Origin of the sequence: Bacillus cereus G9842 (genome assembly GCF_000021305.1) — a bacterium.
Classification (GTDB): Bacteria; Bacillota; Bacilli; order Bacillales; family Bacillaceae_G; genus Bacillus_A; species Bacillus_A thuringiensis_S.
In genome coordinates, this window is record NC_011772.1 from 637,842 (window position 1) to 663,386 (window position 25,545).

Here is a 25,545-nt window from a genome sequence, read left to right on the forward strand (position 1 = left end):
TAGAAAATGTAATCGCTTTCGTGTATATTTTTATTATCAGAAAATTTTAACAAGATATAGGGGTATTTGTAGGGGGAGGATTTAGATGCAGCAACCAACGAATGAGAAATTACATCGTACGATGAAGAGTAGACATTTATTTATGATCGCACTTGGTGGTGTAATTGGAACTGGTTTTTTCTTAGGTTCGGGTTACACCATTAATCAGGCTGGACCAGGGGGGGCCATCCTTTCATATTTAGTAGGCGGATTTATTATGTATTTAACAATGCTTTGTCTTGGAGAGTTAACGGTAGCAATGCCGGTTTCGGGATCTTTCCAAAAGTATGCAACGAAGTTTATTGGACCAGGAACAGGCTTTATGATTGGTTGGTTATACTGGCTCGGCTGGGCAGTAACAGTGGGTCTAGAATTAACGTCAATAGGTTTAATGATGAAAAGATGGTTTCCAAATGTTGATGTTTGGGTATGGTGCCTTGTATTCGGCGTTATTCTATATGCGTCAAATGCTATCTCAGCGAAAAGCTACGCTGAATTAGAATTTTGGTTTTCTAGTATTAAAGTAATTACAATCCTTGCATTTGTTGTTCTTGGTGGTAGTGCATTATTAGGATTTATATCATATGACGGAAAAGAAGCAGCACCTCTTTTCTCTAACTTTGTAAGCGATGGTGGACTTTTCCCGAATGGACTAGCTGCCGTATTACTTACAATGATTACAGTTAACTTCTCGTTCCAAGGAACAGAGTTAATCGGGATTGCAGCGGGAGAAAGTGAAAATCCAGAAAAAACAATTCCACGTGCGATCCGTAATACAGTATGGCGCATTATGTTATTCTTCATTTTAACAATGACAATTTTAGTAGGATTAATTTCTTGGAAGGAAGCAGGCGTAATTGAAAGTCCATTCGTAGTTGTATTTGATAAAATCGGTATTCCATATGCAGCTGATATTATGAACTTTGTTATTATTACTGCGTTATTATCTGTAGCGAACTCTGGATTATATGCAGCGACACGTATATTATGGTCACTTGCAAATGAAGGAATGGCACCAACTTCTTTCAAGAAAGTAAATAAACGTGGTATTCCAATTACAGCGCTAGTCGTAACGATTGCGGTAGCTGGATTATCCCTATTCACAAGTTTCCTTGCAGAAGATACAGTATACATGTACTTATTATCGATAGCTGGTTTATCGGCTGTTTCAAGTTGGATCATTATTGCTCTATCGCAACTTCGCTTTAGAAGTCAGTATATAAAAGGTGGAGGAAAGTTAGAGGACTTAAAGTATAGAACACCACTATATCCGATTGTTCCAATTTTAGCTTTAATTACAAATAGCATCGTTGTTATTAGTTTAGCGTTTATTCCTGAACAAAGAATGGCGTTATACTGCGGTATTCCATTTATCATTTTCTGCTATATATATTATTATTATATGAGTAAGAAACAGCAGAAACCGATGAAAGTGGAGATGGACAAAACAAATGAAACTAACAATCAAACACGATGATATAAAGGCAGATTTATCGTACGCTCAATTAGCGATTGGAAAAGAAAACGGGTATTCACCGTTACAATTACTCGTTTCTTCTATCGCAGGATGTAGTGCAATTGTCTTTCGAAAAATTTTAGAAAAGAAACGTATTACATACGATACGTTTACGATCGAAACTGAAATTGGTAGAAGTGAAGCTTTATCCAAACCAGTTGAAAGTGTTCATTTGCAATATAAAATTAAAGCGGAAAACATTACAGAAGAGCAGTTGGACAAAGCATTGCAGCTTGCAGTGAAAAATTGTACGATTGTTCAATCTGTAAAAGATAGTATAAAGGTTACGGAAACAATTGAACTAATAAAATGAAACATAAAAACGTGAGAGCCGTATTCTCACGTTTTTATGTTTTTAGAAAGAGGGGAAAGTGTAGTGGACTGTTTAGGTTGTAAATTAGCAAACGAAGAGGAAAAAATATATAAAGTATATGAAGATGATTATGTAACTTGCTTTTTAGATCATGCGCCTTTCTACCCAGGACATACTTTAATTGTGCCAAAGCAACATGTTGTAGAAGTAGAAGAATTAGATGACGTTGTAGCAAGATCAATTATGGATGCTTCTAAGCTGATTGCAAAAGCGATTAAGGCATTATATAAACCAGATGGAATTACAGTTTGTCAAAATGGTGGAGTATTTAACGAGTTAACACATTACCATATGCATGTCGTACCAAGATATAAAGAGCGTTCGTTTGCTGAGTTTTATACGGTGCAACCGGAGGAAAAGAAGAATCATAACTTTGAAGAGACAAAGAATTTGTTAAAAGAAGCGATAGAGCAAATACTGCATATTGAAAAGGTGTAAAAGAATTTTTCTTAGAGATACAGTCAGGAAAATTCTAATATTAAAAAGCCCAATTTCTCAGTTACAATAGAGAAATTGGGCTTTTGTTTATTCTATTATTAAATTTTATCTATAAAAAGATTTTGCAGTGTCACAAAGTACAGTGCTCATTCGTTATATAGAGTGAGAGGAGGAATTATATGAAAGTTACAAATAACGATTATGAAAAGATGGAAGAGCTATACGAGTTGTACGAACAAAAAATTTATTATGTAGCGTATTCTATTTTAAATAATATTCAACAGGCTGAAGATGCGGTTCAAGAGACGTTTATTACTCTTTATAAGAACTTGGAAAAGCTCCATAGCTTGAGCACTGAAGAGCTTAAACGCTATATTTTGAGGATCGCGAAAAACAAGGCGATTGATAGTTACCGGAAAAATAAACGACATGAAACATTTTTAGAAGAATATGAAAGAGAATCAATAGAAGCAGTAGATGAAAATATTGAAGAGTGGGAAAAACGTAAAATGTCTGAGGTTCAAATTGATACATTGCTAAAAGAGTTAAATGAATCTAACAGACAGGTGTTTAAGTACAAAGTCTTCTATAACTTAACGTATCAAGAAATTTCAAGTGTAATGGGGATTACGGAGGCTAATGTCCGCAAGCAGTTTGAACGCGCTCGAAAACGAGTCCAAAATATGATAGGAGGTATACAACATGACGAATTCAAAGAACTCCAAAGAAATATATGAACTTGCTGAAAAAATTGCTTTAGATGATTTTGATAAATCCGAAGAACAACATGAATTTTCACATACATATACGCGCAAAAAGAAACTGTTTATGGAGGAAATGAAGCTGAAGGACGAGCGACCACAGAAAAAGAGTAAAAGACATCGTATGTTAATCGCTGCTGCCTGCTTATTGATTGGTATGCCGACAACCGTTTTTGGTGCAGTAAAAGTCTATAATATGATTGTTCAAAAACAAAATTATGAAGTAAATGTGTCGGTAACAAATAAGGACACGAAAAAGGCTGATAAGTGGTATAAGCTGAAAATTGATAAATTACCAGAAAATATGGAAGCAATTGATGACTCTGCTATGAAATATTCGTTTAAAGATAACTACGCAATGGGTGGATTTTCATTCGCACTTTGGAGAGTAGGGGAGAATTCAGATTTTCCAACTCTGTACTCGAAAAGTTATGAAGAAAAAGAGATAAATGGTAAGAAGGCAGTAATTGTCCATAGAGAAACTGGTAATAAAGATTTAATGTTTAATAGAGTGATTTTTCTCTATTTTGAGGAAGAGGGAATTATGTTACAAAGTTATATTGGAAACGATATAAACGAAGAGCAAATGATAGATGTGTTAGGGAGCATTTCACTTGAGCCCACGTCAAAAGAAAAGTCATCACATATAAGCGATTATGATAAAAAGTATTTTAGCCAAGAAGGTAAAACAACTAAGGTGATTCCTTTGAAAAAAGATAGCAAACGACTATTTCATATAGGGCAAAAGGTTCCAGTAACGATATCTATGGATCAGAGCCAAATTGAATATGTGATAGAAAAAGTTGAAACTTTTGATTCAATCAAAGATTTTAAGCAAGAAAACTTTAATGAAATGGGATTAGGAAGACTAAGCGAGAATCAAGCTTTGGATCAAGCGGGACAATTGATACCATATAGACGGGATGAATATAAAGTTGGAAATGGTAAAGATTCAATTGATACATTAGTAGAGTCAAAATTAATTCGTCCTAAATTTGTCTACCTGACAACAACAGTGAAAAATATTGGTAAACAGGCGACAGAAGAAATCTATATGACTCCATCCATACAAGTGCTTAAAGGTAAAGGTAATGTATGGAATTACGCTGAAAGAGATGGAATTGCGGAAAAAAATATTATGACGGGCGAAGTCGATTATTTAGAACCTCACGGAGATGGAAAAAGCTTTTACAATATTGGCAGTATCCTACCTGGCCAAACGATGAAAGTTAATTTAGGTTATTTTGTGGATGAGGATAAACTAGATTCAATTTTCCTTGATGCTTTCCGTTACAGTGGTTTTAGTGGAACTGAGAATATGAATTCGAAAAATCGTTGGTGGTTTGACATTCGTCAATAATAAAACAATAGGAACAACGGGACGAAAAAAGCTGCTTATATTTAGCAGCTTTTTTCGTCTTCATACATATGTAAAACTTCTTTCGCACGCATAAGTAAACCATCTATCAATTCTTTCGGTTCTAAAATTCGTGCATCTTTTCCAAGTCTATAAAATAAAGGGGTAATAAAGTTGATTTCGCCTTTATCAATTGTTGAATGTATATATCCTGTCCCGTCTTCGTTTATTACCACGAATTCTTCAAGGTAAGGAACACTTTTACATTGGCGCACGCCTTCTGTCGTTAGTAAAACATGTAATTGGGTAGGAATGTGCACTACGTTAGAGCTAGAGGTAAACCATTCTTCTAAATTCATGAACGTACTTTCATTTTTTTCTGTTGATAATATAGAAAGAATACGATCAACACGATACAGTAATACTTTTTTTCTCCTGAAGTCATAGGATGGTAAGTACCATAGCCCATCATGAGCGTATACACCGATAGGATGAACATGTTTTGTTTTTATCCCCGATTTAGATTCGTATTGAAAGTGTAAATTTTTATTTTCAATAGCCGCACTTAACACTGCGTTTAATAGAGGTGTATCAATTGTTCTCTTCGGATTCCAAAAAGCGATATAAGAACGTATTTTATTAACTTTCACTTTCGCATCATGTTGTAGAGAGCTATACAGTTTATGCGTAACGGAATTGATTTCTGTGTTAAAAGGTAAGTCTCGATAGTAACTTAAAGATTGAAAAGCAAAAAAGATGGATACCGCTTCTTCTTCAGTAAATAAAATAGGGGGAATGACTTTATTCGTTAATACTTTATATCCTCCATTACGACCTTGTTCTGCATAAATAGGTAATCCCATATCACTTAAATCTAAAATGTATCTGTGGACAGTACGAACGGAAATATTAAATTCATCAGCTATTTCTTGAGCTGTAAATGCTTTTTTTGCAGAAGCAAATATAAGAATATCTAATAAGCGTTTAGCTTTTGACAAATGTATCACCTTTTTTCTTTTTAAACATGACATAAATTGTCGTGTTTTATTGTTAGTATATTGTTTACAGCATAATGTTATCAAGATGAGATGTAAGGAGGAAAAAATATGTCACGTGAAATAGTTTTATTTATAGCCGCTAGCTTGGATGGATATATTGCGAAAGAAGATGATGATTTACAGTGGTTAATGGAAACCGAAGGAGAGGGAGATAACGGTTATACAGAAATGTACGAAACGATTGATACAATAATTATGGGAAAAAGAACGTACGATTATGTAGTAGAGCATATGGAAACATTCCCGTATTTAGATAAAAAATGTTATGTTTTTTCTAACTCACAAAAAGGTTCAAATGAACACGTGGATTTTGTAAATGAAGAGGTAGTGGAGTTTACGAAAAGGTTGAAAGAGCAAGAAGGATCTAAAATATGGATGGTCGGTGGAGGGAGTCTACTGAGAGAGTTCTTTAAGAATAATTTAATTGATGAATATGTTGTTACAATTACACCGCATATATTAGGTTCTGGAGTTCCGTTATTTCAAGACAAGAATCCAGAAATTAATTTAACTTTAACGGATACGAAACGTTTTGGGCAATTTGTAAATTTATATTATAAAGTAAAATGATAAAGTGAAACTTTAATCAGTGGGGGTTTTGTTCATCTCCCACTGATTATTAGTTGAACCAATCGGGCTTTTACGGGCAGTTGATCCCCCACCTAACTTCTTTGCTTCCGCTGAATTTTGATGTAGGGGTCTTACTGCCCGTTAATGCGGGATAAAAAACACGACTATTGATGATAGTCGTGTTTCTTTATGGATGGTAATGAAACTATAAAGCAAGACCCGTAATCGACTTCGCTCGTTACAGTAATATTTCCGCCGTGTAGTTCTACAATTTCCTTCACGATAGAGAGTCCTAAACCAGTTCCGCCTGTAGATCGTGATCTTGCTTTATCGACACGGTAAAAGCGGTCAAAAATGTGAGGGAGGTCTTCAGGTGGAATACCTTCGCCTTCATCTTCAATTGTAATGGAGATACGTTTATGTTCGTCTGTAATAGAAATGTTTATATGAGAATGTTCTTTTGAATGTCTATAAGCGTTATTTAAAATGTTCACTATCACTTGTTCGAATCGCTGTTCATCTAAGTTTACTAGCAATGTAGGAGAACAAGAGAAAGAAACTTTAATGTATCTTTCTTTATACATGGCGTTTACTTTTTCAGCTATGCGAGTAAGGAAGGTGTGTAAATGCACTTCCTTTACTTGAATAGAAAAGCTATGTTGTTCTATTTGTGCAAGTGAAAATAAATCTTGAACTAAGTTTGTAATGTAATCAGACTCGTCTTTTATAATTGATAAATATCGCAAACGTTGTTCAGGAGGGGTGCTTTCTTTTAAAGCAATGTCAGCATAACCTCGTACGTATGTTAACGGTGTTCGTAATTCGTGAGCAACACTTGCTAGAAATTCACTTCGCTCTGTTTTCATATAATGTAAATCATTTGCGAGCGTTTGAATAGATGATGCTAGTTCACCAATTTCATCATTTCGAGTAGTCGTTAATGAAACGGACAAATCGCCTTTACTCATTTTTTCAGTTGCATGTTTCATGTGTAACAATGGCTTTGTTAATAAACGTGATAATAGGAAAATTGTGATGACTGTGAGTAGAAACGTGATGGCACCAGCAATAATGAATTGTTTCGTTAATCCATTAACCAACTTTTCAATTGATTCTGTTCCAAGAAACATGTACACATAGCCTTCATGTTTTCCATCGACTACAATAGGGCTAACTGTACATATATAATTAGATGTTTTCCAATGATTTTCTATAATCGCTCCATTATGGTCTGTTCGAGTTTGCATTTTACTAATATGATTGTTTATAGTCGTGTTTATTTCGTTAGATTTAGCTAGTATTTCTTTATTTGTATTTGTAATAACGACAGTTGTTTCAGCTTCAGATTCCATTAGTGCTACGTGAGAGATTGTTTGCTTATCATAATATTTTTCAAGTACATCACGATGACTGTTTCCACGTTTTAATAAAGCAGTCATTTCTTCATTTACTCTAGTGTTTACGAGACTATAATAGAGCAATACAAATAGAACACTTTCAATTAAAAGTGTGACAATTAAAAAATAAAATCCGAATTGAATAGAGATTCGTTTCATCACTTTGCTCCTTAATGTTCGGTATCAATCCATCGATAACCTACTCCATACACGGTTTTTAAATGATGATCAATAGGGAAATTTGCTTTTCGCAATTTATCACGCAAATTACGAATATGTGAATCGACTGTGCGATCTTCTGTATTTGTGTTTAATCCCCAAATTCGTTCAATGAGCTGATCACGGCTTAATACATAATTCACATGGCGTAAAAATAACCCGAGTAAAGAGAATTCGATCGGTGTGAGAAGAAGTTCTTCATTATGTACAGAAGCGAAGTGTTTTGTTTCATCCCATACAATACCGTGATATTGGATTTGTTTATGTTCATTTGTACGTCTTAAAACGGCTTCAATTCTTGCGAAAAGTTCTTCTTCATGGAAAGGTTTCGTTACGTAATCATCCGCTCCGAGTTTTAATCCTTGGATGACATCTACTGTTTGATCACGAGCGGTAACCATAATAATAGGAACGTTACTAAATGAACGGATTCTTTTGCACGTTTCCCATCCGTCCATCTTTGGCATCATAATATCGAGTAAAACAAATTTAAAGTTTCGATTTTCTATATGTAAAATAGCTTCTTCTCCGGAAGTCGCACATACGCAGTTATATCCAATTGGAGTAAGATAAAGCGTTAATAATTCAAGCATTCTCGGTTCATCGTCTACGAGCAGTATATCAATCATAGAGAGCCCTCCATATTTATAATCGTTACTTAAAGTGTAATGCAAAATCATGAAGAAATGGTGCAGATTATGATGTGTCTGCATAATTTCTTCAGAATTGCTTGTTATTGTGGAGTTGAAATTACATTTTAGGTAATCATATTGGCTCAAAAATGATTAATACGGAGGCGGTATAGTGAAAAAAATGACCCGAATTTTTGGGATAACAATAATTACAGCAGTTGGTCTTGCTGCATGTGGGCAAACGAATACAGACCATAAAAATCATGAATCTACAAAAGAGAAGAAAACAGAGCAAAAGGAAATGAAAATGAATCAGGAAGTAACCGCGCCAAAAGAAATGAACGAAGGGGCATCGAATGATTTATTAACGACAAGTCTAAAAAATGTAACGAGGTTAAATACAAATGCCCCCCTAAAAATGGCAGTGTTAACTTCGCAAACGATATGGCCAGCAACCCATAAAGAGAACCAGCCAGGTGCTGTTATTTTAGTACCAGCAAGCGAGTGGCAATTAGGTATTGCGAGTGCAGACCTTATTCATCATCCGAATAACGGGCCGATTTTATTTATAGAAAAAGAAAAGATACCGGAAATGACGTTAAAAGAAATAAAACGATTAAATCCAATCGGAACGAAAGAGGGAACACAAATTATGGTGATGGGAGATGTAGGTACTAGCGCGCTTGAACAATTGAAAGGTTATAAAGTAAAACAAATAAAAGAAACGGACCCAGCTATATTTGCGAAGGATGTTGATAAGGAGTATGCCGATATAACAGGAAGCTACCCAAATAGTGTTATTATCGGTTCGTCTGCAGAAGAAGGACGTTTATATACAACACCCGCTGTAAATTGGATTTCTCATATGCCGGAACCACTACTCTATACAGAAAAGAATAAAGTGCCAGAAGCGACAATAGAGGCATTAAAAATGAGAAAAGATAAAGCAAATATATATGTATTAGGGCCAGAAAAAATTGTTTCAAAAGAAGTAGAAAAAGAGTTAAGCAAATACGGGAAAGTAACGCGTATTAGTGGAGAGACCCCTACAGAAAACTCGATTGCGTTCGCTAAATTTAAAGATGAAAAAACAAAATTTGGCTGGGGATTCACAAAACCTGGTCACGGTTTATCATTTGTTTCAAGCAAAACACCAGATTTAGCAGTTGCTGGAGCACCTTTTTCACATATGGGTAAACACGCACCTGTTGTCTTGTTAGAAGAAGGGAAAGCTTCACAACCAGTGTATGACTTCCTTGCTACTATTCAGCCGAAGTTTAAAGATGATCCAACACTTGGACCATATAATCATGGCTTCTTATTAGGAAGTACGAGTGATATTTCATTTGAAACACAAGGAATACTAGATGAGAGGTTAGAAATTGTTCAGGAAAGTGGTCAAGGACACGGTGGACATTAATAAAGTGAGTAAAGGCGCTGCTAAGGTAGCGTCTTTTTCTTTAGGAAACTTTTACATAGCAAAAAATCTTCTACTCGTTATATAATAGCTTTCGTGCAGTCGGCTAGATTTTCTTATGGAGAAAATCAAATTATAAAGGAGTAGAGGAGTGGTATTTTGTTTCAAACGATAAAAAATGACTGGTTTTCTAATGTGAGAGGGGACGTGTTATCAGGAATTGTCGTTGCTTTAGCATTAATCCCTGAAGCGATAGCCTTCTCTGTTATTGCAGGCGTGGATCCGACAGTTGGACTATACGCAGCCTTTTGTATTGCGGTTACCATTTCATTTGTTGGCGGAAGAACTGGAATGATTTCAGCTGCAACAGGTGCAATGGCATTATTAATGGTAACGCTTGTTAAAGGTCATGGTTTGCAATATTTATTTGCTACAACAATATTAACAGGTATCGTCCAAATTATTTTTGGCGTGTTCAAACTGAGCTCATTTATGAAGTTTGTTCCGAAATCTGTTATGAGTGGTTTTTTAAATTCACTTGGAATTTTAGTTTTTACAGCGCAATTACCGCATTTTAAAAATGCAACTTGGCAAATGTATGCACTCGTTGTATTAGGACTTGCAATTATATATTTATTTCCACGTATTACAACGGCTGTACCTTCTACGCTTATTTCAATTATTATTGTGACGAGTATTGCACTTATGAGCGGATTACAGTTGAAAACAGTAGGGGATATGGGAAGCCTACCGAAAGAATTACCGTTCTTTAGTATTCCTGATGTGCCATTTACATTAGAAACATTAGGGATTATTTTACCTTATGCAGTTATGCTTGCAATCATTGGTTTACTAGAGTCTTTATTAACAGCTTCAGTTTTAGATGATATGACGCATACAGAAAGTAATAAGCATAAAGAGGCACGCGGACAAGGGATCGCAAACATCGTTGCTGGATTTTTCGGAGGAATGGCAGGATGTGCAATGATCGGTCAATCTGTTATTAATATTAAATCAGGTGGACGAGGTCGCCTATCGACATTTGTAGCGGGCGGATTTTTAATCGTATTACTATTCGTTTTAGGGAATTATGTCGTTCATATTCCGATGGCAGCTTTAGTTGCGGTTATGATTATGGTTTCAATCGGAACGTTTGATTGGAACTCTGTAACAACGATTCATAAAGTACCAAAAGGAAACGCATTTGTTATGATTGTAACAGTTGTGATTGTCTTAATTACACATAATTTAGCATTAGGTGTAATTATCGGAACAGTAATTAGTGCGGTGTTATTTGCATTCAATATGGCAAAGATTCACGTGAAACATTTATATATTGAAAATAAGAAAATATACGAAATTCACGGTCAACTTTTCTTTGCATCTACAGCCGATTTCATAAATAATTTTTCATTTAATGAAGATGTAAAAGAAATTGAAATGAATTTTACTCATGCGCACGTATGGGATGATTCAGCAGTGGCATCAATTGATAAAGTTATCATGAAGTATGAGCAAAGTGGTGTGAAAGTAAGTATAACAGGATTAAATGAACGTAGCTCAAAACTTGTTGCAAATTTGGCTACTTATAATAAAAGAATTGCTAGTTAAAAGCCTCCTTTTTAGGGGGCTTTATTATATAATACGAGTAGGATAACGAAAAGGGGATTCAGCATATGTACAAACAAATTATATTAGCATGTGACGGTTCTGAACATGCACTTCGAGCAGCGGAACATGCAACATATATTGCGAAATGTAGCGAAGAAACAAATGTTGAAGTTGTGTACGTAGTAGATAATAGAACGGCAAAATCAGATATTATACAAGGTCAAACAGACTTAGAAACAATATCAGCTAGTCGAAAAGATAAATTAAAAGAGATTGAAGGTCTATTAAAGAAAGAGAACATTTCTTATACAATTACGATATTACATGGTGATCCTGGAGATACAATTGTTCAATATGTAAATACAGGAGATATAGATCTTGTTATCGCTGGAAGCAGAGGGCTAAATACACTGCAAGAAATGGTGCTTGGTAGTGTCAGTCATAAAATAGCAAAACGAGTGAAATGTCCGGTGATGATTATAAAATAAAATAGAATGTAATGAAGACCTTAGTATAACTGAGGTCTTTTTTATGTATAAATAACTCTTATTTGTGGAAATACTAGATATATAAGTTGAAAAGATGTTAACTTACAAATTTGTAAGTTAGTTGTTAGAGAAATCGATGTTATGAAATTTTTCCCATTGGTAAAATAAAAGTATCACAGGGGAGATAGGGAGGATGGAAGCAATGAAATCATTTCAAAATTTGTCATATAGTCAAGGGGTAAGCTTAATTTGTCTAGGGGGATTTGCTGCATCTGTTACGTTAGCTGTTTTAATAAAGGTGTTTCATCAAATTTTTTAATATTAGAGTAGGGAAGGAATTGGTTGTTATCATTAGTAGGAACAGCAATGAAAATAAAAAATAGCTCTTAGCATGTATGTAGATGCTAAGAGCTATTTTTATGATTTTTATATGTTATTTAAGCTTGTTTTGATTTTACTGACCCTGTATTTAAAGTAAGGGCAAGGAAGAACATTGCAAGTATGCAAGATGCAAGTAATAAGATGAATCCGCCATCCCACCCGAATGCATCTACGATAAAGCCCATAGCGGCACTAGCGAAAGCAGCTCCGCCTAAGTAACCGAAGAATCCAGTTAAGCCTGCTGCAGTTCCAGCAGCTTTCTTTGGTGCTAAGTCAAGAGCGTGTAGACCAATTAACATAACCGGTCCGTAAATTAAAAATCCAATTGCGACAAGAGCGATACTATCAACCATTGGATTACCAGGAGGATTTAACCAGTAAACAAGAACTGCGATAAATACACCAATCATAAATAAAATACCAGCAGGTGCACGACGTCCTTTAAATAGTTTATCACTCATCCATCCGCAAAGAAGTGTACCTGGAATACCAGCCCATTCATATAGAGCGTAAGCAGTACGTGAGCTACTATGAGTAAAGCTTTTTTCTTCTACTAAATAAGTAGGAGCCCAGTCTACAACGCCGTAACGTACGAAATACACGAAAACGTTCGCAATAGCGATGTACCATAAAAATTTATTGTTTAGTACGTATTTAAATAAAATTTCCTTTGCCGAAAGTTCGCGTTCGCGATCTTTTATTTTCTCATCTGGTGGATATTCTCCAGTATGCTCTTCAATAGAAGGTAGTCCACAAGATTGAGGTGTATCTTTCATTGTAATTAGTACATAAATACCAACTAAAATTGAAAGAATACCTGGGAAGTAAAAAATACTATGCCAGTCATTTGCAAAGAAGTATAAGCCTAATGTTACAAGAGAAGGCATCAGCGCGCCGCCGACATTATGAGCGACGTTCCAAATAGACATTTTTGTACCACGTTCGCTAATAGAGAACCAGTGAACCATCGTACGACCACAAGGAGGCCATCCCATGCCTTGTACCCATCCATTTAAAAACTGAAGTACAAACATAAGTATAATGCTCGTTGTAATGAAAGAAAATGAGCCGAAAATAATATTAATGATACCTGATAAAAATAGCCCAGCTGCTAAAAAGTAGCGAGGATTACAACGGTCGGATACGATACCCATAAGAAATTTACTTAATCCGTAAGCGATAGATACTGCTGAAAGGATAACCCCAAGTTCCCCTTTACTAAATCCTTGCTCGATTAAGTATGGCATTGCTAGTGAAAAGTTTTTTCGAACAAAGTAGTAACCTGCATAACCAATGAAGATACCTAAGAATACTTGTAAACGTAATTTACGGTATTCGCTATCAACGCGATCAGCTGGTAAGCGTTCCGCGTGGGGCGCAGGTTTAAATAATTGTGTGAAAAACATAAAATGAAAATCCTCCCCTAATTAATTCGAAGCGTTTTAAGACAGAGAATATAAAAAGGCCATGAAATATAAAAAAGTTTCCTTTTTTATGATTCATAGCCGTGTACTCCGTTTCTCCGTGACTGTCAATATTAACTTCGTCGAAAATTATACAACTTTGTGACAAAAATGTAAACGTTTTTATGAATAAAAGTATTGACGGATTTTGTTCGTGGGATTAATATTTAAATACGTTAAATATTTTATTGTTTAAATAAGAGGTGGATAACATGCCAAATGATATGACGCATATCGATAAAATTCAAGCTCTAGCCTTTTCGATTGGAAAGAAAATGCAGACGGAGTTATTAGAACAAATGCAAGCAACAGGACTTACACCACCGCAGTTTTATATTTTAAAGATTCTAGATCATTATGGGGCTTCAAGAGCGACAACATTAGCAAAAAAGATGTACGTGAAGCCTAGCGCAATTACAGTGATGATTGATCGTCTAATCGATCAAGAACTTGTAGAACGCTATCACGACAAAGATGACCGTCGTGTTGTCATCATCGAGTTAACGAAAAAGGGGAAATCTAGAGTAGAAGAGGCAATGACAGCTCGCAACGAGCATATTGCAAAATACTTTTCACATTTAGAGTTGCAAGAAAGAGAAGATTTATTACGTCTCTTTGAGAAGTTAGAAACCATTATTTGCGGGACACAAGAGAAAAAAGAGAATAACTAAGAGGAATTGAGGAGATTACATGGAACAACAAGAAAATCAAAATAGAAAGTTGTTGTTAATCGGTTTAGTAATCGCGATGCTATTTGCTGCATTAGATGGAACAATTGTTGGTACAGCAATGCCACGTATCGTCGGTGACCTAGGCGGATTAAGTTTAATGACATGGTTAACAACAGCATATATGTTAACATCAACGACAGTTGTACCAATTGCAGGTAAGTTAGCGGATTTACTTGGTCGTCGTAACGTATATATAACAGGGCTAGTTATTTTCATGATTGGTTCGGCGTTATGTGGTATGGCAAATGGTATGACAGAATTAATTATTTTCCGTGGTATTCAAGGTCTTGGTGGCGGTATTATGATGCCAATGGCTATGATTATTATTGGAGATATGTTCACGGGAAAAGAACGTGCGAAATGGCAAGGTATTTTTGGTGCGTTATACGGTCTTGCTTCTGTAATTGGACCACAAGTTGGTGGGTGGATTGTAGATGCAGTGAACTGGAGATGGGTATTCTACATTAACTTACCGGTTGGTATTTTAGCAACAATCTTTATTGCAATGGGATTAAAATCACATAAACAAACAGGACCAATTAAAATTGATATCGCTGGAATCTTTACGATGATTCTAGGTGTTGTAAGTTTATTACTTGCGCTAACGTTTGGCGGAAAAGATTATGCATGGGACTCTTGGCAAATTATCGGTTTATTTGCACTAGCTGTAATTGGTATCGTTAGCTTTGTTATTGTTGAAACGAAAGCTGAAGAGCCGATTTTACCAATGCATTTCTTTAAAAATCGCACATTTACAATACTGAATGCGATTGGATTCTTTATGAGTATTGGAATGTTCGGCGCGATTATGTTCGTACCATTCTTCATGCAAGGTATTGTAGGAGTAAGTGCTGCTGAATCAGGAACAATTATGACTCCAATGATGATTACAATGATTGTAATGAGTATTATCGGTGGGCAACTTGTATTAAAAGTTGGTGTAAAACCACAAATTATCGCAGGTATGCTTATTATGGCGGGTGGTTTCTGGTTATTAACAACGATGGATATGCACACAACGAAGCTTACAGCTACTTCTTATATGATGGTTATCGGTTTAGGAATGGGTCTTGTAATGCCGACATTAACATTAGCGTTACAAGAAAGCTTCCCGAAAAAAGACCTTGGTGTCGTAACGTCATCAAGTCAGTTCTTCCGTCAAATTGGTGGAACATTTGGTATTACAATTTTAGGATCAATTATGAATAACACTTCAGGTACAACGTTAACAAATAAATTAGTACCTGTATTAGATACATTCCCGAAAGAAGCGGGACAAATGGTAACGAAATTTAAAGATATGATTCACACAGATCCACAAGGTTTATATTCGATGCTATTTAGCCCAGAGGCATTAAAACAAATGCCAGAAGCGTTCGCTAACAGCATTGTACCTATTTTGAAAAACTCTTTAGTAGACTCGCTTCATACTGTATTCTTAACAGGATTAGTATTTATCGTAGTAGGTGCCATCTTTACGATTTTCTTACAAAAAATTAAATTATCAGATCGTAAAAAAGATGCTAAAGAGCCTGCTGTAGAAGAAAAAGAAAAAACTGTATCATACTCGTAATGAAGAAGCATCGCCTTATGGCGGTGCTTTTTTGAGTATAACCTTAAAAGCTTTTTAGTGAGAAATGATTGACGTATTTTTAGAAATACGTTATATTATTTTCTGTAAACGGTTACATGAAATGAGGAGAAAAGAGAATGAGTACGATTAAAGACGTTGCGAAATTAGCGGGAGTATCTGTTGCGACCGTTTCCAGAGTTTTAAATAAAAATGGATATGTTCACGAAGATACATTAAAAAAGGTAGAGCGTGCAATTGAGATGTTAGATTATAAGCCTAGTACAGTAGCGCGTTCACTGTATAATAAAAAGTCTCGTTTAATTGGCTTAGTTGTTCCAAATATCGTGAATCCGTTCTTTCCAGAAGTTGCACGTGCCGTAGAAGATGTAGCACATAAACAAGGTTACACAGTTGTCCTTTGTAACTCTGATGAAAGTTTAGAAAAAGAGAAACAATACATTGATGTACTTAGACAAAATAATGTAGATGGATTTATTGTAGCAACGAATCCACAAAATAGTGTTAATTACATGAATTTATCTGTCCCGGTTGTTGCGATTGACCGTATGTTTAATGAGCGTATTCCTACTGTATATGCAGATAACTATGCAGGAAGTCAGGCTGCGACAAAGTTGTTACTAGATAAAGGATGTAAACATATTGCACATATTCGCGGTCCACGTGATGTGAGTACTGCAAATGAACGTTTTGAAGGTTTTGTAGACGTTATTACGCAAAATAATCTTTCGTATATGATTGCAGAGAGTACGTTTGATCCAGCAAATAGTGAGCGTGTAGCGATGGAATTATTAGAAGAATACCCGCATATTGATGGTATTGTTGCTGGGAATGATTTAATTGCGATTGGTATTGTAAAGGCTGCACTTCAAAAGGGGATTGCCATTCCAGATGATTTACAAATTATTGGATTTGATGGAATTTCTTTAACAGAAATGATGTATCCATCTATTACAACAGTTGCACAACCGATATATGAAATGGGGAAAATTGCAACAGAGTTGTTGTTAGAGCAAATGGAAGGAAATACATTAGAAGAGAAACACTATCGTTTGCCGATTGAAATTATAGAACGAAATACAACGAAGTAAGGAGATGAAACAGATGCCAAATATTGCAGTAGTAGGAAGCATTTCAATGGACTTAGTGGCTGTTTCAAAAAAACGGCCGAAAGCAGGAGAAACAGTAATTGGTGAAGCGTTTCATACAATCCCAGGAGGGAAAGGGGCAAACCAAGCAGTTGCTGCAGCTAGGTTAGGAGCAAATGTAGCGATGGTTGGAGCGGTAGGAAATGATGATTATGGAACAGTAGTTAGAAAAAATTTAGAGAACGAACGCATTTTTATCGATTATGTGGTACCGGTTACAGATAGAACGACAGGAATTGCTCATATCGTTTTAGCAGAAGAAGATAACAGTATTGTTGTCGTACAAGGGGCAAATGCTCTTGTAAATAAGTCAGTTGTAGATCGCTCCAAAGACCTTCTTGTAAAAGCGGATATGGTTGTTCTTCAACTAGAAATTCCACTTGAAACAGTAAAATATGTATTGGCTATTTGTGAGGAACATAATATTCCTGTTATGTTGAATCCAGCGCCAGCACAAGTTTTATCAGAAGAAATTTTAGAAAAAGCAACTTATATTACGCCAAATGAACATGAGTGCCGCATTGTATTAGATGATTTTACATCACCAATTGAAGATTTATTGGCGAAGTATCCAAATAAATTATTGATGACAGAAGGTTCTAACGGTGTTCGTTTCCATAATGGCACAGAGATTGTACATGTTCCTAGCATTGCTGTTGATGTAGTGGATACAACTGGAGCTGGTGATACATTTAATGGTGCGTTAGCAGTTGCACTTTCTGAAGGAGAGACACTTCAAAAAGCAATTCGTTTCGCGAATATTGCCGGTGGTCTTTCTGTAACGAAACTTGGAGCACAGGGCGGTATGCCAACGAGAGATCGAGTACGTGAAGTGCAGGTGATTGTTGGATGAAAAAGCATGGTGTATTAAACAGTGAAATCGCGGCAGTCCTTGCTTCACTTGGGCATACAGATACGGTTGTAATTGCTGATTGCGGGTTACCGATTCCGGATGGAGTAAAACGAATTGATTTAGCTGTTGAGATTGGAAAACCGAGTTTTTTAGAGGTGTTACAAGTTGTAGCTGATGATATGGCAATCGAAAAAGTGACGTTAGCAGAAGAAGTCATTATAAATAATGCGGAAGTAAATAAAGAGATCGAGCAAAAATTAATAGAGCCAGCATTTGAGTATGTATCTCATGAACAATTTAAAGAGCATACAAAGAAAGCGAAGGCGATTATTCGTACAGGCGAGGCTACGCCTTATGCAAATGTAATTTTACATGCAGGCGTGATTTTTTAATAAAGGGAAGTGATGGGAATGCATATTGAAATGAAAAACATTTCAAAGGCGTTCAATGGCAATCCTGTTTTGAAGAATGCACAGTTTATGATTGAAACAGGAGAAGTCCATGCATTGATGGGGGAAAATGGAGCGGGTAAATCAACGCTCATGAAGATTTTAACAGGTGTATACAAAAAAGATGATGGGACAATCACGATTGATGGGCAAGAGCGCACCTTTAAAAATGCGAAAGAAGCTGAAGAGTACGGCATCGCATTTATACATCAAGAACTAAACATATTGCCGAATTTAACAGTAGCTGAAAATATGTTTCTTGGTAAAGAGTTAATGTATGGGAAAACAGGTATTTTACGCACTCGACAAATGAACGCGATTGCGCAGCAGCAACTAGCAGAGCTAGGATTGCATGTAAGAGGCGCTATGTTAGCAGAGGAACTATCGGTTGGACAACAGCAAATTATCGAAATTGCGAAAGCATTAATGACAAACGCGAGCGTTATTATTATGGATGAACCTACTGCGGCACTGACGGATCGTGAAATCGAAACGCTCTTTATAGTAATCAATAAGTTACGTAAAGAAGGTGTTTCATTCGTGTACATTTCGCATCGTATGGAAGAGATTTTCTCGATATGTGATGCCATTACGATTTTGCGTGATGGAGAATACGTCGGAAAGAGATTAATTCCAGAAACATCATTTGATGAAGTAGTGAGTATGATGGTGGGGCGCAGCATTGGTGAACGTTACCCAGAGCGAAATAGTCAAATTGGTGATGTCATTTTTGAAATGCGTAACGGAACGAAGAAAGGGAAATTTGAAAATGTTTCGTTTCAAGTAAGGAAAGGTGAAATCCTTGGTGTTGCTGGTTTAATGGGAGCTGGACGCACTGATATTATGAAAGCGATATTTGGTTATGAACCTTTAGATTCTGGACAAATTTTTATAAATGGACAAGAAGTAAAAATTGATAGTCCGATAGATGCAATTAGACAGAGAATTGCTTTCATTACAGAAGATAGAAAGTCTGAAGGATTAGTGTTAGATTTCTCTATTCGCGAAAACTTATCGTTACCGAATTTAGAAAGTCTTTCAAAAGGAAGTGTTCTAAGCAACGAGCTAGAACAACAGTTTACAGAGGATATGATGAAGCTTCTTAATGTGAAAGCATCTAGCGGAGAGCAGGCAGTGAAATCTCTTTCTGGTGGAAATCAGCAAAAGATTGTAATCGCAAAATGGCTAGGCATTCATCCGCAATTACTCATTTTAGATGAGCCAACAAGAGGTGTAGATGTTGGAGCGAAAAAAGAAATTTACTCTATCATGAATAAGCTTACAGAGCAAGGCGATGCCGTTATTATGGTATCATCTGAGCTTCCGGAAGTTTTAGGGATGAGTGATCGAGTTCTTGTCATTCATGAAGGAAAAGTCGGCGGCATTTTAGGGAAAGATGAGGCATCACAAGAGTCTATTATGGCACTAGCTACAGGGGGAGAGTAAGGATGGCTAAGAAGGGGAATGTATTACAACAACTCGGTTCTTTAATCGGTTTAGTATTAATTATCGTCGTAATTACAGCTTTAAATCCAGCGTTCATTGAAATTCCAAATTTATTTAATATACTGCGTCAAGTATCGATTAATGCGCTTATTGCATTCGGAATGACCTTCGTAATTTTAACAGGGGGTATTGACTTATCGGTAGGTTCTATTTTAGCATTATCAAGTGCACTTGTTGCTGGAATGATGGCAAGTGGCATGGATCCGTTCCTTGCAATGGCAGTTGGACTATTAGCAGGTCTTGTAATGGGAATTGTAAACGGTATCATCATTGCGAAAGGAAAAGTAGCTCCATTTATTGCAACTTTAGCAACAATGACTATTTTTCGTGGGTTGACGCTTGTTTATATGGACGGACGTCCGATCACCGGTCTTGGTGATCATTTAATGTTCCAAATGTTTGGCCGCGGTTATTTTCTTGGTATTCCGGTACCAGCTGTTACAATGATGATCGCTTTCGCAGTACTGTACTTCATTTTGAAGAAAACGACATTTGGCCGTCGTACATTTGCAATTGGTGGAAATGAAGAAGCAGCAGCACTATCAGGTATTAATGTTACGAGAATTAAAGTAATGATTTACGGTCTTTCCGGAATTTTGGCAGCGCTTGCAGGTATTGTCTTAACATCACGACTAGATTCTGCACAGCCGACTGCAGGTACTTCTTACGAATTAGATGCAATTGCAGCAGTTGTATTAGGTGGAACAAGTCTTTCTGGGGGAAGAGGATGGATTGTTGGTACATTCATCGGTGTACTAATTATCGGTGTACTAAATAACGGTTTAAATTTATTAGGTGTATCTTCTTTCTTCCAACAAGTTGTAAAAGGACTTGTAATCTTACTAGCTGTATTAATTGATCGCCGAAAAGAAGCATAATGGAGGGACAGTTCATGAAGAAATGGTTACTTATACTCGTTGCATGTATTATGGTCATTACTGCTGGTTGTTCAATGGAACCACCAGAATGGGCAAAGGATTCTAGCGATAAAGGTCGAAATAAAACTATTAAAGTTGGATTCTCTGTTTCAACTTTAAATAATCCCTTCTTTGTAACTTTGAAAAAGGGTGCAGAAAAGAAAGCGAAAGATAGCGGCATCGAATTGATTGCTGTTGATGCACAAAATGATGCAGCAAAGCAAACGAACGATGTTGAAGATTTAATTCAAAAGGGTGTCGATGTAGTTGTTATTAATCCGACCGATTCAGATGCTGTTGCTTCAGCAGTAAGTGCGGCAAATGCAGCGAATGTTCCTGTTATTACAGTAGACCGCGTTGCGAATTCAGGTAAGGTTGTTTCTCACATTGCATCTAATAATATCGAAGGTGGTCAAATGGCTAGTGATTACATTCGTGAATTAGTCGGCGATGGAGCAAACGTTGCTGAGTTAGAAGGAATCCCTGGATCGTCTGCTGCTCGTGAACGTGGGAAAGGATTCCATAACGTAGCCGATAAGTCTTTACAAGTAGTTGCCAAACAAGCGGCTGATTTTGATAGAGCGAAAGGATTATCTGTTATGGAAAACATTTTGCAAGCAAATAGCGATATTAAAGCCGTGTTTGCGCATAACGACGAGATGGCATTAGGTGCACTTGAAGCATTGAAGTCTGCTGGAAAAACGGATGTAGTCGTTGTTGGATTTGATGCAACAGAAGATGCTGTGAAAGCGGTTAATGATGGGCGTATGGCTGCAACAGTCGCTCAAAAACCGGAATTAATCGGAGAGAAGGCGATGCAAACAGCAAAAGAGATAACACAAGGTAAAAAAGTGGACAAATCTATTCCGATTGAATTAGAGCTTATTAAGAAAAATAAATAAATATAAAATGAAAATTAGGAAGGAAGAATAACAAATGAAATTTTTTATTGATACAGCAAACATTAACGAAATTAAAGAGGCAAATGCATTAGGCGTAGTAGCTGGAGTAACGACAAACCCATCACTTGTAGCAAAAGAAGGCGTAGATTTCCATGAGCGTATTCGTGAAATTTGCAGCTTTATAGAAGGGCCTGTAAGTGCAGAAGTAATTAGCTTAGAAGCTGATAAAATGATTGAAGAAGGAAAAGAATTAGCGAAGATTGCTCCAAACGTTGTTGTAAAAGTTCCAATGACAACAGAAGGTTTAAAAGCAGTAAAAGCATTCTCAGATTTAGGAATTCGTACAAACGTTACATTAGTATTCTCAGCAGTTCAAGCATTACTTGCAGCTCGCGCTGGTGCAACATATGTTTCACCATTCTTAGGTCGTTTAGATGATATCGGTCATAACGGTATGGATTTAATTCGTCAAATCGCAGAAATCTTTGCAATTCATGGCATCGAAACAGAAATCATTGCAGCATCTGTACGTCACAGCGTTCACGTAACTGATGCAGCATTAAACGGTTCACATATTGCAACAATCCCAGCAAACGTAATTGCTTCATTAGTGAAGCACCCATTAACAGATCAAGGAATTGAGAAATTCTTAGCTGATTGGGAAAAAACACAAGAGAAATAATAGAAAATCAAGAATCCTAGTTTAATTGACTAGGATTCTTTTTTATTTAAAAGAATTTTCATGCAATTTTGCATATTGTCTTTTAAATTTGTTATATAAGATATTTAATATATATCACATAACTCTTTATTTTTCATATTTCGATATAAAGTGAAACTTTAATCAGTGGGGGCTTTGTTCATCAGCACACTGATTATTAGTTGAACCAAGGGATAAACAGATAGAGGGTCTGACCAGAAAACTGGAGGGCATGATTCTATAACAGAAAGTTCAATGTTTATAGAATTATGTCTTTTTATATAGGGAGGGTAGTAAACAGAGATTTCGACAAAAATGCACCGATTTATCTGAATTTTAAGTTTTATAAAAGGAGAGAAATGGAATGAGAAGAAAAGCCCCATTTAAAGTGTTGTCATCATTAGCAATTGCAGCAATTATCGGATGCACATCTGTAATGAGTGCGCCGTTAGCATATGCAGAAACGCCAGCAAAAGAGAAAGAGAATGTGTCTACAACGCCAATTGATTACAATTTAATTCAAGAAGATCGTTTAGCGGAAGCTTTGAAAGAAAGAGGAACAATTAATCCAGCATCTTCTAAAGAAGAGACGAAAAAGGCTGTCGAGCAATATATTGAAAAGAAACAAGGAGATCAGGCGAACAAAGAAATTCTTCCAGATGCTCCCTCACAAGAAACGTCTGATTTCACAAAAAAAGTAAAAGAGAAAAAGATGGAAGAAAAGGAAAATGTAAAAAAGACTGAAAAAAATATTAATCTTGAGCAAAAGCCAGAACCAAATAAAAAGCAATTGAATGGGCAAGTTCCAACTTCAAAAGCAAAGCAAGCGCCATATAAAGGATCTGTTCGATCAGATAAAGTATTAGTGCTACTCGTTGAATTTAGTGATTATAAACATAATAATATTGATCAAACACCAGGTTATATGTATTCGAAAGACTTTAGTAGAGAACATTATCAAAAGATGTTGTTTGGTAAGGAGCCTTATACATTATTTGATGGTTCAAAAGTAAAAACATTTAAACAATACTATGAAGAGCAGTCTGGTGGTAGTTATACGACAGACGGATATGTAACGGAGTGGCTAACAGTTCCAGGAAAAGCATCTGATTATGGAGCTGATGGTAGCAGTGGTCACGATAATAAAGGTCCGAAAGGTGCACGTGATTTAGTGAAAGAAGCTTTGCATGCAGCTGCTGAGAAAGGACTAGATTTATCTCAGTTTGATCAGTTTGATAGATATGATACAAACGGGGATGGGAATCAAAACGAACCTGACGGTGTAATTGATCATTTAATGGTAATCCATGCTGGTGTTGGTCAAGAAGCTGGTGGCGGTAAATTAGGTGATGATGCGATCTGGTCACATCGTTCAAAATTAGCAGTAGATCCAGTAGCGATTGAAGGTACAAAATCAAAGGTAGATTACTTTGGTGGAAAAGTAGCAGCACATGATTACACAATTGAACCAGAAGATGGAGCTGTAGGTGTGTTTGCGCATGAATTTGGACATGATCTTGGATTACCAGATGAATATGACACGAAATATACTGGAAATGGTTCACCTGTCGAAGCTTGGTCATTAATGAGTGGAGGTAGTTGGACAGGAAAAATCGCAGGAACGGAGCCGACAAGTTTTTCACCACAAAATAAAGACTTCTTACAAAAGAATATGGGTGGCAACTGGGCAAAAATATTAGAAGTAGATTACGATAAAATTAAGAGTGGTGTGGGAGTTCCTACATATATTGATCAAAGTGTTACGAAATCAAATCGTCCAGGCGTTGTACGTGTTAACTTACCAGGTAAAAGTGTTGAAACGATTAAACCGGCGTTTGGAAAGCATGCATATTATAGTACAAGAGGCGATGATATGCATACAACGTTAGAGACACCATTCTTTGACTTAACAAAAGGAACAAATACAAAATTCGATTATAAAGCAAATTATGAGTTAGAAGCAGAGTGCGATTTCGTCGAAGTACATGCAGTAACAGAAGATGGAACGAAAACATTAATTGATAGACTTGGAGAAAAAGTAGTCCAAGGAGATAAAGATACAACAGATGGGAAATGGATTGATAAATCATATGATTTAAGTCAATTTAAAGGCAAAAAAGTGAAACTACAATTCGACTATATTACAGATCCGGCTGTAACATATAAAGGTTTTGCGATGGACGATGTAAATGTAACTGTTGATGGACAAGTTGTATTTTCTGATGATGCAGAAGGACAGTCTAAAATGAATTTAAATGGTTTTGTTGTTTCTGATGGGACAGAGAAGAAAGCTCATTATTACTACTTAGAATGGAGAAACTATGCGGGATCAGATAATGGATTAAAAGCAGGAAAAGGTCCAGTGTATAATACAGGTCTTGTCGTTTGGTATGCAGATGATAGCTTTAAAGATAACTGGGTGGGGGTGCATCCAGGTGAAGGATTCCTTGGGGTTGTAGATTCTCATCCAGAAGCACTTGTTGGTAATCTGAACGGGAAACCAGCGTACGGTAATACGGGCATGCAAATTGCAGACGCTGCATTTTCATTTGATAAAACACCAGCATGGAGTGTAAATTCATTAACACGTGGCCAGTTTAACTATTCTGGATTACAAGGTGTTACAACTTTTGATGATTCAAAAGTATATAGTAACAAGCAAATTGTAGATTCAGGAAGAAAAGTTCCAAACCTTGGACTTAAATTCCAAGTTGTTGGACAGGCAGAAGATAAATCGGCAGGCGCTGTTTGGATTAAACGTTAATAACATAAAAGCACATTCTTCATATGAAGAGTGTGCTTTTTAATTTGTACAGTAAGTTATTATTTTAGTTTATGTAATACAAATGTTTATTCATGTGTAGTGTATCAAATTATGTGGAGAAAGGAAATATTTCCGAGGAAATTGTCGAAGTATCGTCGTTATTTATAAACTTTCTTTTTAAAAGAAGTAATGTATTATTGCCTTTACGGCTCAATTTATTTACATTGTTATTTGGTTATACACAAAAGTAATATATTGGGCAAA

24 protein-coding genes are annotated in these 25,545 nt (G+C 36.2%); 20 read left to right on the plus strand and 4 right to left on the minus strand.

From position 1 onward, the window contains the following. Window positions 1-85 precede the first annotated feature (85 nt). From BCG9842_RS03135 to BCG9842_RS03155, 5 genes are all read left to right on the plus strand, one after another. On the plus strand, window positions 86-1,516 hold the full coding sequence (locus BCG9842_RS03135) for an amino acid permease (RefSeq protein WP_001187093.1): 1,431 nt from the start codon (window positions 86-88) through the stop codon (window positions 1,514-1,516). Beyond that, window positions 1,491-1,868 (plus strand): OsmC family protein, encoded by a 378-nt coding sequence (locus tag BCG9842_RS03140; protein ID WP_000778852.1) that lies wholly within the window; start codon window positions 1,491-1,493, stop codon window positions 1,866-1,868. Before BCG9842_RS03135 ends, BCG9842_RS03140 begins: the two co-directional genes overlap by 26 nt. A 63-nt stretch (window positions 1,869-1,931) precedes the next feature. After that, a complete protein-coding gene (locus BCG9842_RS03145) occupies window positions 1,932-2,366 on the plus strand; it encodes an HIT family protein (protein WP_000340518.1) in 435 nt (144 codons plus the stop codon). A gap of 179 nt (window positions 2,367-2,545) precedes the next feature. Further along, complete coding sequence (locus BCG9842_RS03150; protein ID WP_000869275.1) at window positions 2,546-3,103, plus strand: RNA polymerase sigma factor; 558 nt, start codon at window positions 2,546-2,548, stop codon at window positions 3,101-3,103. Next, window positions 3,069-4,487 (plus strand): hypothetical protein, encoded by a 1,419-nt coding sequence (locus BCG9842_RS03155; protein WP_000185126.1) that lies wholly within the window; start codon window positions 3,069-3,071, stop codon window positions 4,485-4,487. The genes BCG9842_RS03150 and BCG9842_RS03155 overlap by 35 nt, the downstream gene beginning before the upstream one ends. Before the next feature lie 41 nt (window positions 4,488-4,528). Here the strand turns inward: BCG9842_RS03155 and BCG9842_RS03160 are convergent, their stop codons facing one another. After that, window positions 4,529-5,515: a helix-turn-helix transcriptional regulator gene (locus tag BCG9842_RS03160; RefSeq protein ID WP_114365429.1), complete on the minus strand. Its 987-nt coding sequence runs from the start codon at window positions 5,513-5,515 to the stop codon at window positions 4,529-4,531. Window positions 5,516-5,590: 75 nt separating this feature from the next. Between BCG9842_RS03160 and BCG9842_RS03165 the strand changes: the two genes are divergently transcribed. After that, the gene (locus tag BCG9842_RS03165) at window positions 5,591-6,112 is read left to right on the plus strand and encodes a dihydrofolate reductase family protein (RefSeq protein ID WP_000085772.1); all 522 of its coding nucleotides are present in this window, start codon (window positions 5,591-5,593) and stop codon (window positions 6,110-6,112) included. A gap of 164 nt (window positions 6,113-6,276) precedes the next feature. Here the strand turns inward: BCG9842_RS03165 and BCG9842_RS03170 are convergent, their stop codons facing one another. Then, entirely contained in the window at window positions 6,277-7,668 is a 1,392-nt protein-coding gene (locus BCG9842_RS03170; RefSeq protein ID WP_000822551.1) for a sensor histidine kinase, read from the minus strand. Window positions 7,669-7,679: 11 nt separating this feature from the next. After that, window positions 7,680-8,357 (minus strand): response regulator transcription factor, encoded by a 678-nt coding sequence (locus BCG9842_RS03175; protein WP_000565487.1) that lies wholly within the window; start codon window positions 8,355-8,357, stop codon window positions 7,680-7,682. A 175-nt stretch (window positions 8,358-8,532) separates the two neighbouring features. Between BCG9842_RS03175 and BCG9842_RS03180 the strand changes: the two genes are divergently transcribed. The 4 genes from BCG9842_RS03180 to BCG9842_RS03195 all read left to right on the plus strand — a co-directional run bounded on the left by BCG9842_RS03180 (window position 8,533) and on the right by BCG9842_RS03195 (window position 12,195). After that, window positions 8,533-9,780: a hypothetical protein gene (locus BCG9842_RS03180; RefSeq protein ID WP_000738863.1), complete on the plus strand. Its 1,248-nt coding sequence runs from the start codon at window positions 8,533-8,535 to the stop codon at window positions 9,778-9,780. 156 nt (window positions 9,781-9,936) lie between these two features. Next, window positions 9,937-11,388, plus strand: coding sequence for a SulP family inorganic anion transporter (locus BCG9842_RS03185; RefSeq protein WP_000487925.1), 1,452 nt, complete (start codon window positions 9,937-9,939; stop codon window positions 11,386-11,388). A gap of 65 nt (window positions 11,389-11,453) precedes the next feature. Continuing rightward, window positions 11,454-11,876, plus strand: a complete 423-nt coding sequence (locus BCG9842_RS03190; protein ID WP_000277998.1) for a universal stress protein — start codon at window positions 11,454-11,456, stop codon at window positions 11,874-11,876. A 202-nt stretch (window positions 11,877-12,078) separates the two neighbouring features. Then, window positions 12,079-12,195 carry a DUF4027 family protein gene (locus tag BCG9842_RS03195; protein WP_000834733.1) on the plus strand — a complete coding sequence of 39 codons (117 nt, stop codon included), beginning with the start codon at window positions 12,079-12,081 and terminating at the stop codon, window positions 12,193-12,195. A gap of 118 nt (window positions 12,196-12,313) precedes the next feature. Here the strand turns inward: BCG9842_RS03195 and glpT are convergent, their stop codons facing one another. After that, window positions 12,314-13,663 carry a glycerol-3-phosphate transporter gene (gene glpT / locus BCG9842_RS03200; protein ID WP_000466386.1) on the minus strand — a complete coding sequence of 450 codons (1,350 nt, stop codon included), beginning with the start codon at window positions 13,661-13,663 and terminating at the stop codon, window positions 12,314-12,316. A 269-nt stretch (window positions 13,664-13,932) separates the two neighbouring features. Here glpT and BCG9842_RS03205 point away from each other — a divergent pair, with 269 nt between their 5' ends. From BCG9842_RS03205 to inhA2, 10 genes are all read left to right on the plus strand, one after another. Then, entirely contained in the window at window positions 13,933-14,391 is a 459-nt protein-coding gene (locus BCG9842_RS03205) for a MarR family winged helix-turn-helix transcriptional regulator (RefSeq protein ID WP_001132366.1), read from the plus strand. Between the two features lie 19 nt (window positions 14,392-14,410). Beyond that, window positions 14,411-16,024, plus strand: coding sequence for an MDR family MFS transporter (locus BCG9842_RS03210; protein WP_000437648.1), 1,614 nt, complete (start codon window positions 14,411-14,413; stop codon window positions 16,022-16,024). A 137-nt stretch (window positions 16,025-16,161) separates the two neighbouring features. After that, complete coding sequence (gene rbsR / locus BCG9842_RS03215; RefSeq protein WP_000104047.1) at window positions 16,162-17,133, plus strand: ribose operon transcriptional repressor RbsR; 972 nt, start codon at window positions 16,162-16,164, stop codon at window positions 17,131-17,133. A 13-nt stretch (window positions 17,134-17,146) separates the two neighbouring features. Continuing rightward, window positions 17,147-18,043, plus strand: a complete 897-nt coding sequence (gene rbsK / locus BCG9842_RS03220) for a ribokinase (RefSeq protein ID WP_001132865.1) — start codon at window positions 17,147-17,149, stop codon at window positions 18,041-18,043. Beyond that, window positions 18,040-18,435 (plus strand): D-ribose pyranase, encoded by a 396-nt coding sequence (gene rbsD / locus BCG9842_RS03225; protein ID WP_000716151.1) that lies wholly within the window; start codon window positions 18,040-18,042, stop codon window positions 18,433-18,435. Before rbsK ends, rbsD begins: the two co-directional genes overlap by 4 nt. A gap of 18 nt (window positions 18,436-18,453) precedes the next feature. Continuing rightward, window positions 18,454-19,938, plus strand: a complete 1,485-nt coding sequence (gene rbsA, locus BCG9842_RS03230) for a ribose ABC transporter ATP-binding protein RbsA (protein WP_012614737.1) — start codon at window positions 18,454-18,456, stop codon at window positions 19,936-19,938. A gap of 2 nt (window positions 19,939-19,940) precedes the next feature. Next, window positions 19,941-20,876: an ABC transporter permease subunit gene (locus BCG9842_RS03235; protein ID WP_001074641.1), complete on the plus strand. Its 936-nt coding sequence runs from the start codon at window positions 19,941-19,943 to the stop codon at window positions 20,874-20,876. 14 nt (window positions 20,877-20,890) lie between these two features. After that, complete coding sequence (rbsB, locus tag BCG9842_RS03240; protein ID WP_000758971.1) at window positions 20,891-21,817, plus strand: ribose ABC transporter substrate-binding protein RbsB; 927 nt, start codon at window positions 20,891-20,893, stop codon at window positions 21,815-21,817. 34 nt (window positions 21,818-21,851) lie between these two features. Further along, on the plus strand, window positions 21,852-22,499 hold the full coding sequence (gene fsa, locus BCG9842_RS03245) for a fructose-6-phosphate aldolase (RefSeq protein ID WP_000667667.1): 648 nt from the start codon (window positions 21,852-21,854) through the stop codon (window positions 22,497-22,499). 382 nt (window positions 22,500-22,881) lie between these two features. Next, on the plus strand, window positions 22,882-25,281 hold the full coding sequence (gene inhA2 / locus BCG9842_RS03250) for a M6 family metalloprotease immune inhibitor InhA2 (protein WP_001252979.1): 2,400 nt from the start codon (window positions 22,882-22,884) through the stop codon (window positions 25,279-25,281). Window positions 25,282-25,545 lie beyond the last annotated feature (264 nt).